The sequence below is a fragment of the Roseibium sp. RP-7 genome (genome assembly GCF_053005225.1).
Genome location: NZ_JBRKQA010000002.1, coordinates 586584 through 606339, shown reverse-complemented (window position 1 = coordinate 606339; position 19756 = coordinate 586584). Strand labels below are relative to the sequence as shown.

Genomic DNA, 19756 nt, shown 5'->3' with positions numbered 1-19756 from the left:
TTTACCACCACCTGCGGCACGGGAACACGCGGGTTTTGGGAGGTTTTTACGTGGGGCTTTCCGTTGAAAGCATACGGTAACCTCCCTATAACCAACGGTGAGTCAGAACGGGTGAAAATCCCTGTCCGGGATAACGTGCCGGACGACAAAGAAGGAAGTTTTGATGCCTTGGAGCAATCAGTCAGGTGGCGGTGGCCCCTGGAAAGGTGGCGGAAACAACGGCGGCCCTTGGGGCAGCGGCGGTGGCGGCGGCGGTAACGGCAACGGCCCGTGGGGTGGAGGCTCCAACCGTGGAGGCGGAAACCCACCCGATCTTGAAGAGCTCCTGAAACGTACCCAAGACCGCATGCGCAACGTCCTTCCGGGCGGTGGCGGCGGCGGCCTGGGTTTCATCGGCGGCGGGATCGTGGTCGGCGTGGCGCTTATCGTCTGGCTGGCTTTCGGCTTCTATGTTGTCGATGAAGGCGAGGTCGGTGTCGAATTGGTACTCGGCAAGGTCGAGGATCAGACCCCTCCTGGCCTGAACTACAACTGGCCTTATCCGATCGGTGAAGTTTACACCCCGAAAGTCGAACTGCAGCGCGAAACCACTGTTGGCACCGAAGAAAACGTCAGCAGCTCCGGCGTTGTGCGCGCACGCGACGTTCAGGAAGAAAGCCTGATGCTGACCGGCGACGAAAACATCGTCGACGTCGGTTTCAAGGTCCTGTGGCGTATCCGGAATACCAACGAGGGTATTGCCGACTTCCTGTTCAATATCCAGGATCCGGAAGCGACCGTGAAAGCCGTGGCCGAAAGCGCGATGCGTGAGGTTGTTGGCGGATCGAAGATCGACTCCATCCTGACGGAAAATCGTGTTTCCATCCAGAACGACGTTGCCAGCCTGATGCAGAAGACACTCGACAGCTATCAGTCGGGTATCGAGATCGGCGAAGTCCAGATGCAGCGCGTTGACCCGCCTGCGCAGGTTATCGACGCCTTCCGCGACGTGCAGGCCGCACGCGCCGACGAAGAGCGCATCAGCAACGAAGCCAAGGCCTACGCCAACCGGGTGGTCCCGGAAGCGCGCGGTGAAGCAGCACGCGTTCTGGAAGCGGCAAACGCCTACAAGGACCAGACCATTGCCGAGGCAACCGGTCAGTCCCAGCGTTTCACCAAGATCTACGAAGAATACAGGAAAGCACCGGACGTGACCCGTGAGCGTCTGTATCTCGAAACCCTGGAAAAAGTTTTGGGCTCGAACAACAAGATCATCATCGACAGCGACTCGACAGGCTCCGGCGTGTTGCCGTACCTGCCGCTGAATGACCTGAACGGGCGTCAGACCGCCCCTGCACAGCGCGCGGGAGGCAACTGATCATGCGTAGTGGTATTCTTGCAATCGTCCTGCTGATCGCAGCGGTCGTCGCCTATCTCTCGGTCTTCATCGTCAATCCGACCCAGCAGGCACTTGTCCTGCAGTTCGGTAAGATCGTCGAACAGCCGAAGAAGGAACCGGGTCTCTACTTCAAGATCCCGTTCGTTCAGAACGTCGTCTACTTCGACAAGCGCATCCTGAACCTGAACATGCCGCCGCTTGAGCCGATCACCTCGGACAAGAAGCGTTTGATCGTGGATGCCTTCGCGCGGTACCAGATCTCCAATCCGGTGCTGTTCTATCAGCGTGTCCAGAACATCCAGACCGCCAACCGGCGCCTGTCGACGTTCCTGCAGTCCTCGCTGCGTTCGGAAGTCGGCCGCACCAGCTTCGTGGCACTTGTTCGCGACGACCGTACCGGCGTGATGGAAAACATTCGCCGCGATATCGATGCCAATGCCGAACAGCTCGGCATCGAGGTGATCGACGTGAAGATCCGCCGTGCGGATCTGCCGGACGCCAACTCACAGGCAATCTACGCCCGTATGCAGACCGAGCGTCAGCAGGAAGCCACGGAAATCCGTGCACAGGGTGAAGAAGCTGCCCGCAGGATCCGGTCCCGTGCGGATCGCGACGCGACCGTTCTTGTTGCTGAAGCACGCCGTGACTCGGAAATCATGCGTGGTACCGGTGACGCTGAAAGAAACAGGATCTTTGCCGAGGCATTCGGTGCCGATCCGGAATTCTTCGCCTTCTACCGGTCCATGCAGGCCTATGAGGCAGGATTGCGGTCCGGCGATACCAGCCTGGTGCTGTCGCCTGATTCAAGCTTCTTCCGCTTCTTCAAGGACCCGACCGGTATCTTGCCGGCTCCGGGTGCCGATGGAAACGGTAGCCAGGGCGTATCCGACCGGAATCCGTCGCTCGCTGCACAATGAGCGAACTGGTAACGGCGCTCGGCCTGGTCCTGGTGCTTGAAGGTGTTCTCTACGCGCTTGTGCCCGGTGGCATGAAGTCCATCATGCGCAGCGCGCTGGAGACACCGGACCAGACCTTGCGGGCAACTGGCCTGATCGTGGCGGTTATCGGCGTATTTCTTGTGTGGATCATTCGCGGATAACGAAAAGTTTTCGGGCGGGAGGCGCAAAATCTTCCCGCCCGTTCTATATTCTGAACCAAGGACCGGAACAAACCCATCGACTGTCAGCATTCTGACTGCAGTCCAACCGGCTGGGATGAGGAGAAAGCCCTATGGCTCCACTAAGTATTCGCCGTCGGATGACCAGGATCGCCGCAGTCGCGGCGGGCATCGTAATCGGTGGAATGGCAGCTTTTCAGCCTATCCAGGCAGCATACGCACAAGGACCTGTGTCCGTCGCGGATCTGGCGGAAGGCCTCGCGGATGCAGTGGTGAATATTTCCACCGCTCAAACCGTGCAGGGCCGCCGTTCGGTGCCGATGCCGCAGGTTCCGGAAGGTTCGCCCTTCCAGGAGTTTTTTGAAGAATTCTTCAACCGGCAGAACCGGGACGACGACCAGCCGCGGCGGGTTCAGTCGCTGGGTTCGGGCTTCGTCATCGACGGGGAAGCCGGCATCATTATCACCAACAATCACGTTATCGAAGGGGCGGACGAAATCACCGCCAACTTCAACGACGGCACCAAGCTGAAGGCGACGCTCCTCGGCACCGACGAGAAAACCGATCTCGCAGTGCTGCAGGTGGAGCCGACCACGCCGCTGAAGGCCGTCAGTTTCGGCGATAGCGACGCTATTCGCGTCGGCGACTGGGTGATGGCGATCGGCAACCCGTTTGGTCTGGGCGGCACGGTGACCGTCGGTATCGTGTCGGCACGAAACCGCGACATCAACTCCGGTCCGTACGACAACTTCATCCAGACGGATGCCTCCATCAACCGGGGTAACTCGGGCGGACCGCTGTTCGACATGGAAGGCAACGTGATCGGCATCAACACGGCCATCATCTCGCCGTCCGGCGGCTCCATCGGCATCGGCTTTGCGATCCCGGCCAACACCGCCATGAACGTGATCGATCAGCTGCGCAAGTTCGGCGAAACCCGCCGCGGCTGGCTGGGTGTTCGCATTCAGGAAGTCACGGACGAGATTGCCGACAGCCTGGCAATGGACAAGGCCATGGGCGCGCTGGTTGCCGGTGTGACCGACGATGGTCCGGCGGCCAAGGCGAAAATCGAACCGGGTGACGTGATCATCAAGTTCGACGGCAAGGATGTCGACACGATGCGCGAACTTCCGCGCATGGTGGCGGAAACTGAAATCGGCAAGGAAGTCGAGGTCACGGTTCTGCGCAAGGGCGAGGAAGTCGCCATCAGCGTGATCCTCGAGCAGCTCGTTGAAACCGAGGTGACCGAAGCCAGCGCAACCGAGGAAGAAGAGCCTGCGGAAAAGCCGGTCGAAAAGAGCGAAGTGCTCGGCATGTCGCTTGCCGTTCTGGACGACGCCTTGCGCAAGCAGTTTTCCATCGATGAAGACGTCAGCGGTGTTGTGGTCACGGAAGTGAAGCCAGGCACATCTGCCGAGGAAAAGCGCGTGATGGCTGGCGATGTTATCAAGGAAGTCGCTCAGGAAACGGTCGAGACGCCGGAAGACGTCATGGCCGAGATCGACAAGCTGAAAAAGGACAACCGCCGCTCGGCCCTGCTTCTGCTGGCCAATCCGACGGGTGATGTCCGCTTCGTTCCGGTGCGGATCGAAGACGAGTAATCCTTCCAGACTTCGGAAGCTGAATGCAGAAGGGCGCCGTGAGGCGCCCTTTTTTTCTGCTTTCAGTCTCCTGCACGCTCTTCCTGAAGACGGCTGAAGGTCTGTCTGGAACGGGAAGGGGGATGCTTTGGAGCAAGGGGCCTATCCTTCGAGACAGCGCTCCGCGCTTCCTCAGGATGAGGTTGGTAGTGGGGTGGAGTTGGGGGCTTGGAGGATGTTGATGGCCTTGGCGAGTTGGATGTGCCGTGGGGCGAATTGACAGTGTGTGCCCTAACCATTTCGAAGAGTTTTGTATTCGGTATCCCCACATACTCTCCCTCATCCTGAGGAAGGCCGGAGGCCTGTCTCGAAGGATGGGCTGCATACTCCGTCGAAAGGTTCATTCCTTGAAAGACAGGAAGGAAGGACCGCCCGCGCGAGGCGAGGATTCGAAACCGCTCAAATCAGGATTGCCGCAGACCCGCGCCTTAACTCAGAACGAAATCGCTCTCCGCGTAGCCTTGCAGGTAGAGCAGGGCTGTGAGGTCGCCGTGGTCGATGCGGAAGTCGGCGGCGGCGGCGACTGCCGGTTTGGCCCTGTAAGCGACACCGGCTCCAGCGCGTTCGATCATGGCGAGGTCGTTTGCGCCATCTCCGACCGCAAGCGTATCTGCGAATTCCAGGCCTCGTTCCGCGACGAGATATTCCAGGCGGGTGCGTTTGGCTTCGCGTCCGAGAATCGGCTCTCCGACCTTGCCTGACAGTTTTCCGTCCACTTCCAGCAGGGTGTTGGCCTGGTTCTCGTCAAACCCGATCAGCGTCGCGACAGCAGATGTGAAATGGGTGAAGCCACCGGAAACAAGGGCGCAGTAAGCGCCGTTCGCCTTCATCGTCTGGACCAGCGTACGGCCGCCCGGCATCAGCTGGATCCGCTTGCTGAGCACCGTTTCAATGGCCGACACCGGCAATCCGGCGAGAAGGCCAACACGTTCGCGCAGGGCCGGTTCAAAATCGATCTCGCCGCGCATCGCCCGCTCGGTAATTTCCGATATGCGATCCTTGAGGCCAAGTTCAGCCGCCAGTTCGTCGATGCATTCCTGGCGGATCATGGTGGAATCCATGTCGGCGATCAGCAGGTGCTTGCGGCGGCCGGCTTCCTTCTGCACAAAGACGTCGACGGGGGCACGGCCAATCACTTCGCGCAAGATACCGTCCGCGGCACTTGCATCCAGACCCTCAAAGCGGATATCCGCTGCGACACCTGCAGAAAGACGTGTCGAGGTTCCGGTAACGCCAAGTGCGTCGGATGCTCGCCGAACCAGATCCTCGTCGACTGCAGGCGCAGCAGGAGTGGACACCAAAGTGGCAACAAAAGACATGGACGGTTCCCTGGACGACGATGACGGCACGCCCGCAACTGCAAGGCGCGCCATTCTGATAGCCGGGCCGACAGCCAGCGGCAAGTCCGCTTTGGCGTTGACGCTGGCCAAAAGGCTGAATGGAGTCATCGTGAATGCAGATTCCATGCAGCTTTACGAAGACTTGCGACTGGTGAGCGCACGCCCCAGCGTGGCGGAGGAGGCTGAAGCACCTCACAGGCTATACGGCGTGTTGCCTGCATCGACTGCCTTTTCGACCGGCGACTGGCTGCGCCTGGCGGAACGGGAACTGCAAGATGCCTGGGGAAACGGCCAGATGCCTATCCTCGTCGGTGGCACTGGCCTCTACTTCAAGGGGCTGACGGAAGGCTTTGCGGAAATGCCTGGCATTCCGGAAGAGATCCGTGCCAGGGCGAGATCCATTGCCGACACGCAAGGTGTGGAAGGTTTGAGGCAGCACCTGATTGCCGGGGGGGATCCTGAGTCTGCCGAGGCGCTGGTTGATCCGCAACGTCTTGCCCGTGCACTGGAGGTTTTGCTGGCAACCGGCCGCCCTCTGAAGGCGTGGCAACAGCACGCCCAGTCATCGCCTCTTCTCAAGCCGCAGGCGTGTCACCGGATCGTTCTGGCACCTCCGCGGCCCTGGCTGCATGAACGTATCGAGCAACGGGCCAGGTTGATGGTTTGCGAAGAAGGCTTCAATGAAGTGCGGGCGCTGCTTGAACAAGGCCTATCGGATAAGTTGCCAGCGATGAGGGCAATCGGCGTGCCGGAACTTGGCGCCTATCTTGCCGGAAAAGCCGATTATGCAGAAACCATCCACAGGCTGACTGTTGCAACGCGTCAATACGCAAAGCGTCAGGAAACCTGGTTTCGCAACCAGATGTCGGATTGGCAACGGGTTGATCCTTCAAACCTAATTGAGATGGAGGCCTTTCTCCGAACAGTTTGACGGCTCAGCGTCAACTTCTTGATGTGTGCGGTGCAGCAGTGGTGTGAGCGTAACTCTTTGGTATTGCGAATATATTTTTGTCAAAATTGATCTTATACTTTTGTCTGCCATGGCAATGGCACAATTCAGGGTTACATGGCTAACATGCGTTCGGTGGTGGGATTCGCCGCCGCTTGTAAGGCCTGAAGAAATCCTAGACTGGGAGGTCACGGTGCAGACGATCATACTCGAATGCGGTTCAGTGCGGCTCGTCCCTTTCAAGCCAACCGATATTCATCTCGTCAAAGATCTTCACTCCGATCCTTACGGCAACCGATGTACAGAATATTCCACCAATTGCACCGTCGTTGATGCGGAAGAACTGGTGCGGTCTGCTCAGCAGAACCAGGATGACCTCGGGTTTGCCAAGTGGAAGGCGGTGTCTTCCGACGGGGCATTTCTCGGCTGGGCCGGGTTTACGCCTGTCAGCGAAACTTCCGAGATCAGTCTGAACTATTGCCTGCGTCTCGACGTGCTGGATCAGGACCCGGATCTGCCCAAGCGCCTTTGTGCCGCCTTGTCAGACTGGTTCTTCGAAAACACCTATTTTTCCCATCTGGTCGCTGTCGTGCGCACCGACAACCGGACCATGCGAGAAGTGGTCAAGGGCAACGGTTTCTATCACCGCGAGAGCAAAGTTATCGAAGGCATGCAGGCGGACGTGTTTCAGCTCCTGAGCCCGTCCATGCAATCCTATCTCATGAGTGCTTAGGCATTTTCGGGGCTTACGGGACCTCGAGAAATGCGTCGGGACCGTGTCTGCCACGGTCCCTTTTTTTGAGAGTGACCCATTTGAACACACCCATTCTGACAACAGGCAGGCTGCGCCTGTTGCCTTTTTCCGAAGATGACTTCCCATTGTTGCAAGACCTTCATTCAGATCCGGAGGTCAATCGCTATCTGTCTCCGGGACCGGCGATCATGGATCCGGAGGAAGTGCGCCGGCGGCTGGCGAATTACGTCGGCGATCACCGGGTCACCGGGATGTCCAAATGGAAACTGGAGACGGTTGAGGGAGCCTTTATCGGCCGGGCGGGGTTCTCCTTCGAAAGGAACCCGGAAGGCTATGAACTTGGCTACAGCCTGAAACGGTCAGCCTGGGGGAAGGGCTATGCGAGCGAGATCGCGCGGGCTCTTGTCGGCTGGTTCTTCGACACGACACAGAACGATCACATGCTTGCCTATGCAGTTGCGGAACATAAGGCTTCGCAGCGGGTGATGCAGAAGGCAGGACTGCGTTTCTGGCGGGAAATACGAAAGCACGGATTGCATTGCCGGTTCTACCGGATCACGCGCCGGCAATATCTTCAGTCTCCGGAGTCTGGCACGGGCGGTTGATCGCCTGAGTGATTGGTCGCCATCAAACGCCGGCAGCCTGCAAGGCGGCGGGCAGGGCGGCCGCTGTCACGGCTTCGGCAAGGGCCTCATCCGACATGGCCCGTGCCGTGGTCAGTCCTCCAATCAGGAGACTGAGAAAAACCCAGGCGCGGTTCCGCCGTTCAGACGGGGTGCCTTCCTTGAGCCCCTCGGCAACGAGTGACGCTATTTCCTGCATCTTGTCATCATAGAGTTTGCGGGTCTCAGGCTTGGCCCGTGCGACATCGGGCGACAGTGCGGTCATCGCACAGCCGCAGGCGCGGTCCTGCCGATGCGCCGTGCCGAGATAATACCGTGCAAATGCCTCGACCCATTTGTCGCCGAAACGTTCCCGGTAGTCAGGAATGGTGGTGATTACTTCGTCCAGTCCCTGTTCCAGCGCAGCATGAAAGGCCCCGTCCTTTGATCCCAGGTGCGCGTAGAATGCACCCGAAGTAGCACCCGCTGCCTTTGCGATCGCGTCGACACCAACCCCGGAATATCCTTCGCTCCGGAAGGCCCTGCTTGATGCGTTGAGCAAGGCTTTTTGGGTTTCTGCCTTGCGAAGTTGTTGTTTTGCCATGCGGTTCTCTCGATTAAAGAACGATCGTTATATATTTTGTTGACTTCATAACGATCGTTACATAAATAGAGTGCGTCAGAGAATATAGCGAACGTTATATTTAATTGAGAGGAACGGAAATGCCACTTGCACTCAATTACACCCAGGGCGTGATGAGCGAAGATGCCGGTTTGAAAGCAGGCAGGAAAATCACCGAAGCCTTCCTGAAATGGCACGGGCTTGGCGGCAACAAGGTCATGACCCCCAACGTGACCATGCAGATACAGGCACTGCCGAAGAACGGGGCGCTGTCCGGCGGAGAGCCGGTGGAAGGGGCCTGGCTGGAATGCAAGACGCCAAGTTTTGCCCTGGCTGCGCGGGACGTTCAGGTCGGGTTCTTCAAGGAAGCAACAGACATCATCGCCGCGGCGGCAGAAGGTCGTTTGCCACGGGACCGCATCTATTCAAACGTGGTGCACACTGTGGACGGGACCTGGAACCTGGACGGCGAAGCCATGACCAACAGCCAGCTTTCCGAACGGATTTCGCAGGGTTGACGTCACAACACGGATTGAAAAGGGGCCGCTTCTGCGGCCCTTTTGGCGGATCCAGGGGCTTTTTGCCGGCAGGCAACGGGGGAATTCAGGAAACCGGTCCGCTCTCGAGTGAGCCGAGAAATCGCTTCAACTGGCGTGGACGGATGAAGACATGGCTCACTCCGGAGAACACCCTGATGCTTTCCAGATCACGTTCCCGCCGCGTCCGCCTGTAGTTCAGAACGAACTTGAAAAACGGCCAGTCGAAGCGCTCCAGGCAGCCGTCCGGCAATTCGCCGCTGCGGGTGCCTCCGCGGCCGAGAACGGAGCGCTTAAGCACTCTCGTCGCACAGAGAAACGTCTTAAAATCGAGATAGATGAGCGTATCAGCTGCTTTCAGGCGAAGGTCCAGGGTGCTGCCGTAGTTGCCGTCCATGATCCAGCGCGGGCGAGCGATCAGCTCTTTCATGGTGGCGCGCCAGGTTTCGGGGGAAGGGCGCTGCCAACCCGGTTGCCAGTAATGACTGTCCAGATGAATGACGGGCAGGCCGGTCAGATCGCTCAAGGTTCGGGCCGCACGGGACTTGCCGGCCCCCGGGCATCCGGCGATCACCACGCGCTTCATCTCTCCGTCTGTGCCAGGGCTTTCCACCCGTTTGTCCTCCCCGACAAAACAAAGCCTCCTGAACCTTACCGGAAAATCGGTGGTGCAGGAGGCTTTTCGTGTCAGGTCCGAAATCGGGCGATAATGCAGTCACCTTGATCCGGAGCTTTTGGTGGTTCCGGCGTTAGACGGCAGCAAGCGCGCCCGGATTGCCGGTCTGCTGGCGCAGGGCCAGCTTGTTCATGGCCGAAACATAGGCACGGGCGGAAGCGACCAGCGTGTCGGTGTCCGCTCCCTTGCCCGTGGCAATGCGGCCGCCGGCCTCCAGGCGCACGGACACTTCGGCCTGTGCGTCGGTGCCTTCTGTCACCGCATGCACCTGGTACAGCGACAGCTTGGCTTCATGCGGCACGATAGCCTTGATGGCGTTGAACGTGGCGTCGACAGGACCGTCGCCCGTGGCTTCCTTGGTGACGTGCTGGCCGTTGACGTCCATGGTCAGGATCGCCTTCTGCGGGCCACCCGTACCGGCAATTACCGTCAGCGCAATCACCTTGGTGCTTTCGCCCAGGATGCTGATTTCGTCCTCGACCAGGGCTTCAATGTCCTCGTCGTAGACGTGTTTCTTGCGGTCGGCGAGGTCCTTGAAACGGCGGAAGGCATCCTGCAGGGCATTGTCGCCCAGTTCGAAGCCCAGTTCTTTCAGCTTGTCGCGGAAGGCGTGGCGGCCGGAATGCTTGCCCATGACCAGCGAGGTGGCTTTCACGCCAACGTCTTCCGGGCGCATGATTTCATAGGTTTCGGCGTTTTTCAGCATGCCGTCCTGGTGGATGCCACTCTCGTGGGCAAAGGCGTTCTTGCCGACGATGGCCTTGTTGTACTGAACCGCGAACCCGGACGCGCCCGCCACCATCTTGGAAGCGCGAACCATGAATTTCGGGTCGATCTGGGTCATGTAGGGCAGGACGTCGCTGCGGGTGCGGATCGCCATGACGATCTCTTCCAGGGCAGCATTGCCGGCGCGTTCGCCCAGGCCGTTGATGGTGCATTCGATCTGGCGGGCACCGCCGGCGACACCGGCCAGCGAGTTGGCAACGGCCAGGCCCAGGTCGTTGTGGCAGTGGACCGAGAAGATCGCCTGGTCGGCATTCGGCACGCGCTCACGGATCTGCTCGAACATGGACTTGTATTCGTCCGGGGTGGCGTAGCCGACCGTATCCGGCAGGTTGATGGTGGTGGCACCGCACTTGATTGCGGCTTCCACGCAGCGGCACAGGTATTCGATCGGCGTGCGCGTTGCGTCCATTGCGGACCATTCGACATCGTCGATCAGGTTGCGCGACCGTGTCACCGTGTCGGTGATGATTTCCAGCACCTGTTCTTCGGTCTTGTTCATCTGGAATTTCAGATGGATCGGCGAAGTGGAAACGAAGGTGTGGATGCGGCCCTTGCCGGCGTGTTTCACGGCTTCGCCGCAGCGGTCGATATCAGCGTGGATGGCGCGGGCCAGACCGGCAATGACCGAGTTTTTCGAGCGCTTGGCAATTTCGCTGACGGCTTCAAAATCGCCGTTCGAGGCAATCGGAAAACCGGCTTCGATGATGTCGACACCCATGTCGTCGAGAATTTCCGCGATCTGCAGCTTTTCTTCCAACGTCATGGAGGCGCCGGGCGATTGTTCGCCGTCGCGCAATGTGGTGTCGAAGATCCGGACCTGGTCCTTCTCGGAAGTGGCAGTCATGTCGTTTCGTCCCTGGCTTGGATCGGGCCTTAGGTCGCTCGGGTAAGGAAAGGCGTGGCGCGATCCGATGGTCGTGATGCGGTTTTTTGAAAACTCTCCCCTAAGTGCCCGTTCCGCCTAAAGACAAGCGAAGCAGCCGACGCTCAGGGGCATCTAAGAAGGAGGAGATCGCCAAGTAGAATGAGGCCGCCGCGCTGAGCCAGCGCGTTGCGAGAAGATCCAGAAATGTCGCGAACCGCGATCATGGGTCTGTCTTGGCCTTTGGTCGTCTTTTCAACTGGTCCGCCAAGCGTGGCGCAAAAGCGTGACCTGACGGTTAATGGGGACTGTTCATAAGTCAGGATGAACCATGATGCAACCAGCTTTTCCGAAGCTTGCACATTTGGAGCCCCCTTGGCCTGGCGTTTCAGGGATCGGCGATAGCTTGCGCAAACAAGATCTGAGCCGCTGCAAAGGCAGGAGGCAAAGGCATTGTGCCCAAAGCGGTTCCTCTCCCGCCGCGTTGATCGCACCCAATCCAGGGCGATTGCCGGCGTCTGTGGTAGACGTCTTGCGGACTGACCGCCTTAGCCGTTTTTGGCCAGGGGAATGGGCTCGTCGGCAAACCTGGCCTGGATCTCCTCCACTTCCTTCTTCTTGCTCAGAAAGGCGGCAATGCACTCCGGGTCGAAGTCGCTGCCTGATTTTTCTTCCAGAAAGCTGAAGGCCCGTTCGTTGGTCCACGCGGACTTGTAGGGGCGTTCCGTCGTCAGCGCGTCGAAGACGTCGGCAACGGCCGCTATCCGGCCGACAAGTGGAATTTCTTCTCCACGCAGGCCATTGGGGTAACCGCTGCCGTCCCAGCGTTCGTGGTGTGTCGCGGCAATCTGGGTCGCGACCTGCAGCAGCCGGCAGCTGGAGCCCTTGAGGATGCCGGCTCCGATTTCCGTGTGCCGGTTGATTTCCTCGCGTTCTTCCGGGGTGAGGGGACCGCGTTTCAGCATGATCCTGTCCGGAATGCCAACCTTGCCGATGTCGTGCATTGGTGCGGCCATCTTGAGGTCTCGCCGGAACTCCATGCTCATGCCGAGTTCTTCGGCAATCAACTCGCAGAAGTTCGCCATGCGAAGGGTATGCATGGCCGTGTCGAGGTCCTTGTATTCGGAAGCAAGGATCAGCCGGTGAACGATTTCCTCGCCGCGCTTCCTGAGTTCGGTCGTTGCCCTGTCGACTTCCTCTTTCAGCCATTCCGCCCGGGTGGCGAGTTTGCGCTGTGCCTCGGCCAGCTTGGTCAGGTTCCGGACACGGGCCTTGAATTCCACCACCTCGAGCGGCTTGTTCAGAAAATCGACAGCACCGGAGGTCAGGGCCTCGATGCGCGTGTCCCGGTCCTTGTCTGCCGTGACGATCACCATCGGCTTGTCAGTATGGGCGGGGTGTTGATGAATTTCCTTGATCAGCTCGATGCCGTTGAGGCCCGGCAATTGATAGTCGACGATCGCCACATCGAATTCGACCTTGTCGAGCGCCGCGATCAGGTCGATGGGATGGGAAAAGCTGACTGCGTGGCATCCGGGGATGCGCTCCACAAGCCGTTCCATGATCATGCGGTTGGTGGGATCGTCTTCGACCAGCAGGATGCGGAAATCGGTGTCGGCAAGCGGTGTGTCGGTCATATCGCAATCTTCCGGTATCTGTTTTTTGCTTTTTCCAGCTCCACCGTCAGGAGTGTCACCTGGTTGGAGGTTTCGATGCTGGTGCGAAGTGCGTCCGCAGTTTTTGAGAGGGTCGTAAATCCGAGATTGTCCGCCGCACCTTTCAGTGTGTGCAGCAGCCGGTCGTAGCTTTCCCCATCACCCGAGCTTGCTGCCTCGGTGACTTGCACAACGAGAGTGTCGGCATTTTCAAAGAAGGCATTCACCAGAGAATGGAAGACCTCCTCGCCAAGTTCCTCCCGCAGTTCAGCTCGTCTGGCATCCCCTTTCTCTTCTCCGGCAAGGCGAACCACGTTGGCGTTTGGTGTCGCTGCGTCGGATTGAGCCGCATGCCTCTGTTCCGTCGGTTCCGGAGAACCTGGGGATGTCGGCAGGTCGGTGATGCCTTCTGCTGAAGTGTCCGAAGGACCATATTCACGCAGGATGGTCGCAAGCCTCTGGAAGGTGACGGGCTTGGACTCGAAGGCATTCATGCCCGCGTCCAGGCAGTCCTGGCGGTGCCGGTCGGAAGCATTTGCCGTCATTGCAACGATGGGCAGCTTGTCGAATGGAGCGCCGATGTTCCGTATCAGCCGTGTTGCCGCGATCCCGTCGAGATCAGGCATCTGCACGTCCATCAGTACGAGATCGAAAGTGGCGTCCTGCACATGTTTGATCGCCTCTCTGCCGTCGCTGGCAACGATAACTTCCTGACCCAGTCTCTCCAGCAACTTCGTTGCGACACGCTGGTTTATGACGTTGTCTTCCACGAGCAGGATACGCAGACGGGGGATCAATGCAGTTGGGGTCGAACCGCTATCCAAACCGGTGAGATTCGCAGCAGGGGCATGTGCCAGTTGAACCGGCAAGGTGAAGCTGAAGGTCGCGCCTTCGCCAGGAATACTGAACACACCTATCGATCCACCCATCGCCTCGACGATCTGTTTGCAGATGGCAAGGCCGAGGCCCGTGCCGCCAAAGCGCCGGCTGATCGAGGAATCGACCTGGTGGAATGCGGTAAAGAGCTGCTTTTGTGCCTCTTCGGCAATGCCGATACCGGAATCCTTGACGCTGATCTTGAGTTCCAGGGTCTCGGCGACAACTTTTCCGGCAACCACATCGACGTGGATTGAGCCGTTTTCAGTGAATTTCACGGCATTGGACAGCAGGTTGAGCAGGACGCGCTTCAGCCGGGTGGGGTCGCTCTTGATGAAAGCTTTTTCAAGTGTCGGGTCGATATTTAGCTTGAGCTCGTCATTCTGCTCGAGCGCCTTGCCTTCCACGACAGCTGCCGCCTCTTGCACCAGTTCGTCGAGCCGGAAGCCAATCTGTTCGGTCTCAAGGGATCCGTATTCGATCTTCGCAAAGTCGAGGATCTCGTTGATCATCTCCAGCAGTGTATTGCCGGAACTCGTGATGGTGCGGACGTAGCCGGTTTCTTCTTCCGGAAGCTGCTTTTGTGCCAGAAGTTCGGCCATGCCGAGAATGCCGTTCAGCGGGGTGCGGATTTCGTGTCCGATCGTGGCCAGAAACTCCGACTTGGCCTTGTTGCCGGCTTCTGCTGCTTCATAGGCCTTTTCGAATTCGGCTGCGGCCCTGTTCATCCCTTCTCGCGTCTGTTTCACGATGCGGACCTGCAGAAGCATATGCAGGGCGAGAAAGAGTGCGGCGACGACAATCGCGAACATGAAGAGGAAGGCCAGCATCTGTACATGGAAGACGTCGTTGCGGGCTTCGGCGCGCGCTTCTGAAATCGTCGCGTTCGTGCGGACAAGAAATTCGTTCGTGGCGCTACGAATTTTTCCGAGCGTTTCTTCGACAGGCGCAAAGTCGATGTCGGTGTAATTCTTTTTCGCTGCGATTTCGTTGAAGACAGGTTCGATGGCCAGGATCTTGGTCTGAATGGTCGTGATCCTGGATCTGAAGTTCGGACTTTGCTCGAAGAAGACGTTGTATTTGGAGTTGGCGAGGACCGAGAGACGCGAATAGAGGATGTCGTAACGCGTTACGAGATCTCGCGGTGCTACGGCTTCCTGCGCCGCTTCGACACCTGCCTCGCCGATACGATATTTGACGTGTTGCACCAGCTCGTAGACGGCACGTGTTTCGCGGTCGAGCTGATAGACAGCCCAGATTGCGTCTTCGCGGATAGCGTCATGCAACTGGCCTTCACGTTTGACCAGCATTGAAAAGATGGCAAGGACCGTACAGACAAGAAAGATCTGGACGACGAGAACGGATTTCGTCGCCCTTGCAGCCTGTTCAACGGCCTTGCCGCCTATTTCGAGCTGGTTTTTCACTCTACCACTTCAACTTCACGGATTTGCCAGACCGAACGGGAAAAGTATTTCTCGTTGAAGAGTTCCGGGTTCGTGTCGAAAGGGTAGACCAGGAACAGGGGGCCCTTGTCGCGAACGGACATGTAGTCGCCGTTCATTTTGGTCGCCAGCATCGTGTCGAAGTTCTCGGCATCTTCTACCGGCACTTCTGCACTGTAGTCGTTGAGAGCCTTGACGATCAGTTTGGAACCGCGTGCGCCAACTTCCTCCAGCACTGCGCGCAGCTGAGGGCCGGAAAAGGCAGTGGTGCCTTCAGTCCAGGGAGTCTCGAGCGTCTTGGAGATTTCTGTAAGGCCTTCCAGCATCTTCATGTCAAATTCGGCGCTGTCACCTTTGTTGGTGTTCTTGATGTTTCCGGTCACAACGAGGACGACATCACCTGTTGGTGCCGGAAGGTTGGCAGCCTGAACGGCAGAGCTGATCATCAGTGCCCCAGCCAGGAGGCTCAGTAAGGTTTTCATGGCGTTTCCCTGTTTACTTGTGCGTTACTGTAATTTTTGACAGTAAACTTGTTTTCATTAGTTCCTCTGCGGAACTTGGATACACCAAGAGCCTTTAATCAAATGCAAATTAAATGGGCAAACATCTGGTTAATTTCATCAAGTAAATTAAATATTTTTGTCATTTATGTATTTTAAATCAATATCTTAAAAGGTTGCGATGTGATGAATTTATTTAATTCGAGTACGAGGAAATGACGCAGTGATGGCTCGCTGCAAGCAGGTAAAGTATTGCGATTTTTTACTATCCAATGGCAATGCGCGTTTAAGCGGCTAGGCCTCATTCGGATGCGAGGAAATGGCGCTCCAGAAGCGACGATCCGAGCGGCGCTTCAGCAGGATTGCGCCGAAACGCTGCCGTTGGGCAAATAGTCGCCCATGGGTGTCGGAGAGGCCGGCAACCGGCAACGGCCGGCGCCGGAGCTAGCGTTGGTGTCCTGCTTCTTATCCGTTCCTGGGGACGACGAGATCAGCCAGTCGGCCAAAGCAGCCGTTCCAGCCGCCGCCGACACCGCGGCGGGCATCTTCGGTCTTGATGGCCTCGTGACGTAACTTGACCTCCGTCGCCTTGCCGACTTCGGTAAAGGTAACGGATACCCTTGAAGTGTCTGTCGCTTCCCGTGTGCCGTCGGCATATTCCTGAACATGGCGCCAGGAAAACTCAAGACGATTCGGCGCTTCGATGGCCAGATATTCGCCTTCAAAGTGGATCTGCTTTTCTGGGGTTTTCTCGATGACGAAACACCAGCGCCCACCAACCTGAAGATCGATCTCCGCCGAAACCAGCGCACCGGACTTGGGTACGAACCAGCAACGTACCTCATCGGGTTCGGTAAAGGCGCGGAAGACCCGCCCCGGGTCGGCCCGGAACAGGCCTTCCACGAGCACCGGCTCCTGGCCGGGATTGGATTTCAGGAACGCTTCGGGCTGCTGTTGTATGGTCATTTTTCGCTATCCTTGGCGAGGTGACGGGCAAGAGCATCGAAACGGTCGATCCAGAACGCTTCATATTTGCTCAGCCAGTCCACGGCTTCCTTGATTGGTGCGCCGCGCAGCCGGCAATGGCGGGTACGTCCGCGTTTTTCGATATCCACCAGCCCGGCATCCGAGAGCACCCGCAGGTGTTTGGAAACCGCTGTCAACGACATGTCGAACGGTTCGGCGAGGTCCGAAAGCGATGTCTCACCGTCGGCAAGCCTGGCTACGATCGCACGGCGTGTGCCGTCGCTAAGGGCGGCGAAGGTGGCATCGAGTTGAGGCATTTCAGCTGCATTCATAAAGTGAACCTTTTGGTTGACTATCACCTGACTTCATTATAGTCAACTAAATGGTTGAGTAAATGGGTGGCGCGCGACACCGGCTCAATTTTCCCATGGTCGCGCAGCACAGGTTTCCGGCCGAACCTGGAGCTGAGGACCGGACTTAAGAAAGTGGAGAGACGGACATGAAACTGTTCACAGCAGACATTTCGCCCAATTGCCGCCGTGTCGAGGCGGTGCTGCATCATCTCGGACTGTTCGATGAGGTCGAGGTTCACAGGTTGAACATGATGGCGGGTGAGCATCACCGGGATGACCTGAAGGCCGCCAATCCCAACTTGAAGGTTCCGACGCTCGTGGTGGGTGACATGAACCTGTGGGAAGCCAACCCGACCATGATCTACCTGAGTGACCGGGCAGGAGCCGAAGCGTTTTGCCCGACGGATGCCAAATCGCGCTTTGAGATCCTGCGCTGGATGTCCTGGGAGGTGCAGCATTACAACCAGGTCGCAAGGGACATTGCCTGGGAAACGATGGTCAAGCCGCTTTTCGGTCTGGGGGAACCGGACGAAGCCAGGATTGAAGCGGCAAGCGAAAACTTCCATCGCTTCGCTGCAGTTCTCGACACCCGCCTGGAGGGGCGGGCCTACATGCTTGGGGACAGGGTGACCGTAACCGATTTTGCGGTCGGTGCCTTGTCGGCGTTGGCGTTGAACCCGCAGTCACGTATGCCGCTGGAAGGCTATGCCAACATCATTGCCTGGTATCAGCGGCTGGAAGCAGTGCCGAGCTGGGCCGTGACGGCGCCTGCACGCCTGATGGAAGCTGCCGAATAGGCCAATGCAAGCGGCGGCCGGGATCCGGCCGCCGCGGCACACTGCTGATTTGGGGTGTCAGAGGTTCTGACCGCCCGAGACTTCAATGCGCTGGCCGGTCATCCAGCCGGTATTGCCGCTCAAAAGCGCGGTGATGGCTCCGCCAATGTCATCCGGAAGGCCGGCACGGCCCATGGCTGTCATGGAGGCGACCACCTTGTTGAGTTCCGGATTGTCACGCACGGCACCGCCACCGAAATCCGTTTCGATGGCACCAGGCGCCAGCGTGTTGACGGCGATGTGACGAGGTCCCAGTTCCTTGGCCAGATAGCGGGTCAGAACTTCAATCGCGCCTTTCATCGTTGCGTAGGCGGAATAGCCGGGCAGGGAGAACCGGGCAAGGCCGGACGATACGTTCAGAATGCGGCCGCCATCCGCGATCAGCGGCAGCAACTGCTGGGTCAGGAAAAAGACTCCCTTCACGTGAACATTCATCAACTGGTCGAAATCGGTCTCAGTCGTCTCGGCGAAGGGCTTGTGAATGCCCGTGCCGGCGTTGTTGACCAGGAAATCGAAACTGTCACGCTGCCAGGTCTGCTGTAGCACGGTTTTCAATGCGTCCGTGAATGCGGGGAAGCCGGACGTGTCGGCAGTATCGAGCTGCAGGGCAACAGCTTTTGCCCCCAGCGCTTCCACTTCGGCAACGACCTGTTCGGCCTCTTCCTTGCTGGTCCTGTATGTCAGGACCGTGTCGATACCGTTCTTGGCAAGATGAAGAACAGTGTTGCGGCCAAGGCCGCGGCTGCCGCCGGTGATGAGGGCGATCTTGGGGGAGGTGGTCATGTTATTGGCTCCAGTGTTGTGGGGCGTGATGGCGATGACCATGAGATAGTCCGTAGCGAGATGTGTTGTGTGCCGGTTTCTCCAGAAGACTTGCCTGATCCTACAAATCAGGCAACCTGCATGCTTGCCATCACCAACCGGCGGGCGTATCGCTGGGTTCTTGACGGAGGGAACCATGCAGGCAGACGAGCTTATCCGGAAAGTTGTTGCATTTGCTGATGATCATGGCGCGGGTGGCGATCCTTTTCCTGTTGGTACTGGTGGCATGACGCTGGTGCGTCAACGCCGGCCAACCCTGATCTATCCGATCGTCTACCAACCGATTTTCTGCCTGGTTCTCCAGGGAGAGAAGCAGACATATCTCGGATCGAATACCGTCCGGTTCGGTGCCATGCAGTCACTGATTGTCGGGCTGGATCTGCCCGCGCAGGCACGGGTCGTGCGTGCGAGCCAGGCCGAGCCGTATGTTGCGCTCGCCATTCCACTGGACATGGCTCTGATCCGCGAACTTGCTTCGGAGCTGGACCGGCCGGGTAAAACATCTATTGCTGCACGCGCCGTGGCAAGCGGCAGGGCAGACGCGGCAATCGTCGATGCGATGCGGCGCCTGTTCGAACTTGCGGAGATGCCGGAGGCAGGCAAGGTGTTGCTGCCGTTGATCCTGCGAGAGATCCATTACTGGCTGCTGACGGCAGAACATGGCGCGATCCTGCGTCAGATTTCAGAGCAGGACAGTCACGCGGCGCGCATCGCCAAGGTCATTGCCGGTATTCGCCGGGACATTGCGGCGTCCTTGCGGGTGGACGATCTTGCCGGCGAGGCAGGCATGAGCGTGTCTGCCTTCCATGCGCACTTCAAGGATATTACCGGCACCAGTCCGCTGCAGTTTCAAAAGCAGTTGCGGCTGATGGAGGCGCGCCGGCTGCTGCAGGCCGAAAAACTGTCCGTCTCGCGCGCCGCGTTCCAGGTGGGTTACGAAAGCGCGACCCAGTTCAGCCGAGAGTACGCCCGGCATTTCGGTCTGCCGCCACGCGCCGACAAGGCGAACGACCCTGCCCAGGCGGCCTTCTGACCGTCCGGGCA

Annotated in this window: 20 protein-coding genes; 10 read left to right on the top strand and 10 right to left on the bottom strand. The window is 58.4% G+C overall.

The features are described from left to right. Positions 1 to 163 precede the first annotated feature (163 nt). The 4 genes from hflK (at position 164) to ACVDG9_RS17490 (ending at position 4096) form a co-directional block, all read left to right on the top strand. On the top strand, positions 164 to 1357 hold the full coding sequence (gene hflK / locus ACVDG9_RS17505; RefSeq protein WP_023000528.1) for an FtsH protease activity modulator HflK: 1194 nt from the start codon (positions 164 to 166) through the stop codon (positions 1355 to 1357). 2 nt (positions 1358 to 1359) lie between these two features. Next, positions 1360 to 2295, top strand: a complete 936-nt coding sequence (gene hflC, locus ACVDG9_RS17500) for a protease modulator HflC (RefSeq protein ID WP_023000529.1) — start codon at positions 1360 to 1362, stop codon at positions 2293 to 2295. Next, positions 2292 to 2477 (top strand): DUF2065 domain-containing protein, encoded by a 186-nt coding sequence (locus ACVDG9_RS17495; RefSeq protein WP_023000530.1) that lies wholly within the window; start codon positions 2292 to 2294, stop codon positions 2475 to 2477. Before hflC ends, ACVDG9_RS17495 begins: the two co-directional genes overlap by 4 nt. Positions 2478 to 2608: 131 nt before the next feature. Further along, positions 2609 to 4096 carry a DegQ family serine endoprotease gene (locus ACVDG9_RS17490; protein WP_031269138.1) on the top strand — a complete coding sequence of 496 codons (1488 nt, stop codon included), beginning with the start codon at positions 2609 to 2611 and terminating at the stop codon, positions 4094 to 4096. A 467-nt stretch (positions 4097 to 4563) separates the two neighbouring features. Here ACVDG9_RS17490 and serB read toward each other — a convergent pair whose 3' ends face one another. Further along, entirely contained in the window at positions 4564 to 5454 is an 891-nt protein-coding gene (gene serB / locus ACVDG9_RS17485; RefSeq protein ID WP_228872245.1) for a phosphoserine phosphatase SerB, read from the bottom strand. Here serB and miaA point away from each other — a divergent pair. The 3 genes from miaA (at position 5453) to ACVDG9_RS17470 (ending at position 7783) form a co-directional block, all read left to right on the top strand. Beyond that, on the top strand, positions 5453 to 6406 hold the full coding sequence (gene miaA, locus ACVDG9_RS17480) for a tRNA (adenosine(37)-N6)-dimethylallyltransferase MiaA (protein ID WP_447239039.1): 954 nt from the start codon (positions 5453 to 5455) through the stop codon (positions 6404 to 6406). The two genes, serB and miaA, sit on opposite strands and share 2 nt — an antisense overlap. 211 nt (positions 6407 to 6617) lie before the next feature. Then, the gene (locus ACVDG9_RS17475; RefSeq protein WP_023000534.1) at positions 6618 to 7157 is read left to right on the top strand and encodes a GNAT family N-acetyltransferase; all 540 of its coding nucleotides are present in this window, start codon (positions 6618 to 6620) and stop codon (positions 7155 to 7157) included. A gap of 80 nt (positions 7158 to 7237) precedes the next feature. Continuing rightward, positions 7238 to 7783, top strand: a complete 546-nt coding sequence (locus tag ACVDG9_RS17470; protein ID WP_447238565.1) for a GNAT family N-acetyltransferase — start codon at positions 7238 to 7240, stop codon at positions 7781 to 7783. Between the two features lie 22 nt (positions 7784 to 7805). Here the strand turns inward: ACVDG9_RS17470 and ACVDG9_RS17465 are convergent, their stop codons facing one another. Next, positions 7806 to 8384 (bottom strand): TetR/AcrR family transcriptional regulator, encoded by a 579-nt coding sequence (locus ACVDG9_RS17465; protein ID WP_168684518.1) that lies wholly within the window; start codon positions 8382 to 8384, stop codon positions 7806 to 7808. A gap of 119 nt (positions 8385 to 8503) precedes the next feature. Between ACVDG9_RS17465 and ACVDG9_RS17460 the strand changes: the two genes are divergently transcribed. Further along, positions 8504 to 8920 (top strand): hypothetical protein, encoded by a 417-nt coding sequence (locus ACVDG9_RS17460; RefSeq protein ID WP_023000537.1) that lies wholly within the window; start codon positions 8504 to 8506, stop codon positions 8918 to 8920. Positions 8921 to 9005: 85 nt separating this feature from the next. Here ACVDG9_RS17460 and ACVDG9_RS17455 read toward each other — a convergent pair whose 3' ends face one another. The 7 genes from ACVDG9_RS17455 to ACVDG9_RS17425 all read right to left on the bottom strand — a co-directional run bounded on the left by ACVDG9_RS17455 (position 9006) and on the right by ACVDG9_RS17425 (position 17018). Then, on the bottom strand, positions 9006 to 9551 hold the full coding sequence (locus ACVDG9_RS17455) for a P-loop NTPase family protein (RefSeq protein WP_447238564.1): 546 nt from the start codon (positions 9549 to 9551) through the stop codon (positions 9006 to 9008). Between the two features lie 136 nt (positions 9552 to 9687). Then, positions 9688 to 11244 (bottom strand): 2-isopropylmalate synthase, encoded by a 1557-nt coding sequence (locus ACVDG9_RS17450; protein WP_023000539.1) that lies wholly within the window; start codon positions 11242 to 11244, stop codon positions 9688 to 9690. Positions 11245 to 11810: 566 nt separating this feature from the next. Then, positions 11811 to 12899 (bottom strand): HD domain-containing phosphohydrolase, encoded by a 1089-nt coding sequence (locus ACVDG9_RS17445; RefSeq protein ID WP_055655419.1) that lies wholly within the window; start codon positions 12897 to 12899, stop codon positions 11811 to 11813. Continuing rightward, the gene (locus ACVDG9_RS17440) at positions 12896 to 15217 is read right to left on the bottom strand and encodes an ATP-binding protein (protein WP_447238563.1); all 2322 of its coding nucleotides are present in this window, start codon (positions 15215 to 15217) and stop codon (positions 12896 to 12898) included. The genes ACVDG9_RS17445 and ACVDG9_RS17440 overlap by 4 nt, the downstream gene beginning before the upstream one ends. Further along, positions 15214 to 15717, bottom strand: coding sequence for a putative pterin-binding protein (locus tag ACVDG9_RS17435; protein ID WP_075283544.1), 504 nt, complete (start codon positions 15715 to 15717; stop codon positions 15214 to 15216). The genes ACVDG9_RS17440 and ACVDG9_RS17435 overlap by 4 nt, the downstream gene beginning before the upstream one ends. 483 nt (positions 15718 to 16200) lie before the next feature. Continuing rightward, complete coding sequence (locus ACVDG9_RS17430) at positions 16201 to 16701, bottom strand: SRPBCC family protein (protein WP_447238562.1); 501 nt, start codon at positions 16699 to 16701, stop codon at positions 16201 to 16203. Then, entirely contained in the window at positions 16698 to 17018 is a 321-nt protein-coding gene (locus tag ACVDG9_RS17425; protein ID WP_208984306.1) for an ArsR/SmtB family transcription factor, read from the bottom strand. The genes ACVDG9_RS17430 and ACVDG9_RS17425 overlap by 4 nt, the downstream gene beginning before the upstream one ends. A 182-nt stretch (positions 17019 to 17200) precedes the next feature. Here ACVDG9_RS17425 and ACVDG9_RS17420 point away from each other — a divergent pair, with 182 nt between their 5' ends. Next, positions 17201 to 17851 (top strand): glutathione S-transferase family protein, encoded by a 651-nt coding sequence (locus ACVDG9_RS17420; protein ID WP_447238561.1) that lies wholly within the window; start codon positions 17201 to 17203, stop codon positions 17849 to 17851. 57 nt (positions 17852 to 17908) lie between these two features. On the opposite strand, the gene ACVDG9_RS17415 is transcribed toward ACVDG9_RS17420, so the two are convergent. Beyond that, on the bottom strand, positions 17909 to 18673 hold the full coding sequence (locus tag ACVDG9_RS17415; RefSeq protein WP_447238560.1) for an SDR family NAD(P)-dependent oxidoreductase: 765 nt from the start codon (positions 18671 to 18673) through the stop codon (positions 17909 to 17911). Between the two features lie 175 nt (positions 18674 to 18848). Here ACVDG9_RS17415 and ACVDG9_RS17410 point away from each other — a divergent pair, with 175 nt between their 5' ends. Further along, entirely contained in the window at positions 18849 to 19745 is an 897-nt protein-coding gene (locus ACVDG9_RS17410; protein ID WP_447238559.1) for an AraC family transcriptional regulator, read from the top strand. Positions 19746 to 19756 lie beyond the last annotated feature (11 nt).

Excerpts from the sequence above, each read along its gene's own strand:
- ACVDG9_RS17430 (WP_447238562.1), bottom strand. The coding sequence starts at position 16,701 with ATGACCATACAACAGCAGCCCGAAGCGTTCCTGAAATCCAATCCCGGC.
- ACVDG9_RS17460 (WP_023000537.1), top strand. The coding sequence starts at position 8,504 with ATGCCACTTGCACTCAATTACACCCAGGGCGTGATGAGCGAAGATGCC.
- ACVDG9_RS17420 (WP_447238561.1), top strand. The coding sequence starts at position 17,201 with ATGAAACTGTTCACAGCAGACATTTCGCCCAATTGCCGCCGTGTCGAG.
- ACVDG9_RS17410 (WP_447238559.1), top strand. The coding sequence starts at position 18,849 with ATGCAGGCAGACGAGCTTATCCGGAAAGTTGTTGCATTTGCTGATGAT.
- ACVDG9_RS17450 (WP_023000539.1), bottom strand. The coding sequence starts at position 11,244 with ATGACTGCCACTTCCGAGAAGGACCAGGTCCGGATCTTCGACACCACA.
- ACVDG9_RS17445 (WP_055655419.1), bottom strand. The coding sequence starts at position 12,899 with ATGACCGACACACCGCTTGCCGACACCGATTTCCGCATCCTGCTGGTC.
- ACVDG9_RS17435 (WP_075283544.1), bottom strand. The coding sequence starts at position 15,717 with ATGAAAACCTTACTGAGCCTCCTGGCTGGGGCACTGATGATCAGCTCT.
- ACVDG9_RS17465 (WP_168684518.1), bottom strand. The coding sequence starts at position 8,384 with ATGGCAAAACAACAACTTCGCAAGGCAGAAACCCAAAAAGCCTTGCTC.
- ACVDG9_RS17425 (WP_208984306.1), bottom strand. The coding sequence starts at position 17,018 with ATGCCTCAACTCGATGCCACCTTCGCCGCCCTTAGCGACGGCACACGC.
- miaA (WP_447239039.1), top strand. The coding sequence starts at position 5,453 with ATGGACGGTTCCCTGGACGACGATGACGGCACGCCCGCAACTGCAAGG.
- serB (WP_228872245.1), bottom strand. The coding sequence starts at position 5,454 with ATGTCTTTTGTTGCCACTTTGGTGTCCACTCCTGCTGCGCCTGCAGTC.
- hflC (WP_023000529.1), top strand. The coding sequence starts at position 1,360 with ATGCGTAGTGGTATTCTTGCAATCGTCCTGCTGATCGCAGCGGTCGTC.
- ACVDG9_RS17490 (WP_031269138.1), top strand. The coding sequence starts at position 2,609 with ATGGCTCCACTAAGTATTCGCCGTCGGATGACCAGGATCGCCGCAGTC.
- hflK (WP_023000528.1), top strand. The coding sequence starts at position 164 with ATGCCTTGGAGCAATCAGTCAGGTGGCGGTGGCCCCTGGAAAGGTGGC.
- ACVDG9_RS17415 (WP_447238560.1), bottom strand. The coding sequence starts at position 18,673 with ATGACCACCTCCCCCAAGATCGCCCTCATCACCGGCGGCAGCCGCGGC.
- ACVDG9_RS17495 (WP_023000530.1), top strand. The coding sequence starts at position 2,292 with ATGAGCGAACTGGTAACGGCGCTCGGCCTGGTCCTGGTGCTTGAAGGT.